This window comes from Amycolatopsis sp. NPDC003676 (assembly GCF_053587275.1).
This window is the reverse complement of sequence record NZ_JBSFNS010000324.1, coordinates 1-1,283: the sequence shown is the minus strand read 5'-3', so window position 1 is coordinate 1,283 and position 1,283 is coordinate 1. Positions and strand designations below refer to the sequence as shown.

The following is a 1,283-nucleotide window of genomic DNA, read 5'->3' as shown; positions in this document are numbered from 1 at the left end:
CGCCAGTTTCCGCACCCGCGAGTGGATTCCGTCGGCGCCGAGGACGAGATCGAAGGTGCGCGGGGCGCCGTGTTCGAATTCGACCTGCACGCCGGCGGCGGTGTCGGTGAGCGCGGTGATCGTGTCGCCGAAGACGTACTCGCAGTGCCGCTCGGTCCGCCGGTACATGATCTCGGCCAGGTCGCCGCGCAGGATCTCGAGGTCGCCGCCGGTGAAGTCGCCGGACAGGAAGGCCAGCTCGCGCTCGTTCTCGTCGACGAAGACGACATCGGTGGTGCCGGTGCGCCGAGCGCGGACCTCGTCGAGGATGCCCATCCGCTCGAGCACGGTCAGATGCGTGGCGCCCTTGAAGTCGACGGCCTGGCCGCCGGGACGCGGCGCGGCGGCGCGCTCGACTTCCTCCCGACACCACACATGAACGACACAGATCGGGAGGATCGCACAAGAACTGAAGGAGTCGAAGTGAACATCGGATACGGATTCAATGCCCTGCTGACCGCCAAGCCGGGAATGGCCGACCGGTTGGTCGAGGTGCTGCTGACCGGTCTCGACGACGGCAATCCCGGCGCCAGCGAGCACTGCCTGGTGTATCTGGTCTGCCGTTCGGCGTCGGACCCCGATCTGGTGCACGTCACCGAGGGCTGGACCAGCGAGGAACACCATCACCGGCTCTTCGCCGGCGCGGCAGCCCAAGCGTTGGTCGCCGAAGTCGGCGAACTCGTCGCAGCGGAAGGCCCCTATACCGACTACGTCCCCGTCGGCGGCAAAGCCGCCTGCTGATCCCGATCACCCACCACCACAAAGGATTCCGATGAAATCACCGGCCCGCCCCGCCCTCGACCCCGAACTCGGTGCCCTGATCACCGACATGCCGCTCATCCCCGAGATCACCTCCGAGATCCTGACGCAGCTACGGCAGATTCCCGCCACACCGCTCGAGACCCTGCTGGCAGACCGTCAGATCCATCGCCGCGAGGTCCTCGTGCCAGGCACCGACGGCTACGACATCCCGATGACCGTCCTGACACCCCACACCACCACCGAAACCCCACCGTGCGTGTACTGGATGCACGGTGGCGGCATGATCATGGGCGACCGGTTCGCCCAACTGGACATCCCACTGGAGTGGCTCGACGCGATCGGCGCCGTTGTGGTCACCGTCGACTACCGCCTCGCCCCCGAATACGGCGGCATCATCCCCGTGCGGGACTGCTACGACGGGCTGCGGTGGATCGCCGACCATGCCGACGAACTCGGCATCGACCCGCACCGCATCGTCACAG

The 1,283-nt window shown here is 67.0% G+C and carries 2 protein-coding genes and 1 pseudogene; 2 read left to right on the top strand and 1 reads right to left on the bottom strand.

Translation table 11 applies throughout. The annotated features are described in order from the left end of the window. Window positions 1-414, bottom strand: a pseudogene (locus ACWDNU_RS46115) (FAD-dependent oxidoreductase); the annotation flags it as partial. Between the two features lie 48 nt (window positions 415-462). On the opposite strand from ACWDNU_RS46115, the gene ACWDNU_RS46110 reads away from it, so the two are divergent. Both ACWDNU_RS46110 and ACWDNU_RS46105 read left to right on the top strand, forming a co-directional pair. Further along, window positions 463-780: a putative quinol monooxygenase gene (locus ACWDNU_RS46110; protein WP_355272986.1), complete on the top strand. Its 318-nt coding sequence runs from the start codon at window positions 463-465 to the stop codon at window positions 778-780. Window positions 781-811: 31 nt separating this feature from the next. Beyond that, window positions 812-1,283: alpha/beta hydrolase (locus ACWDNU_RS46105; protein WP_449673478.1), on the top strand; the 472-nt coding region annotated here is incomplete at its 3' end.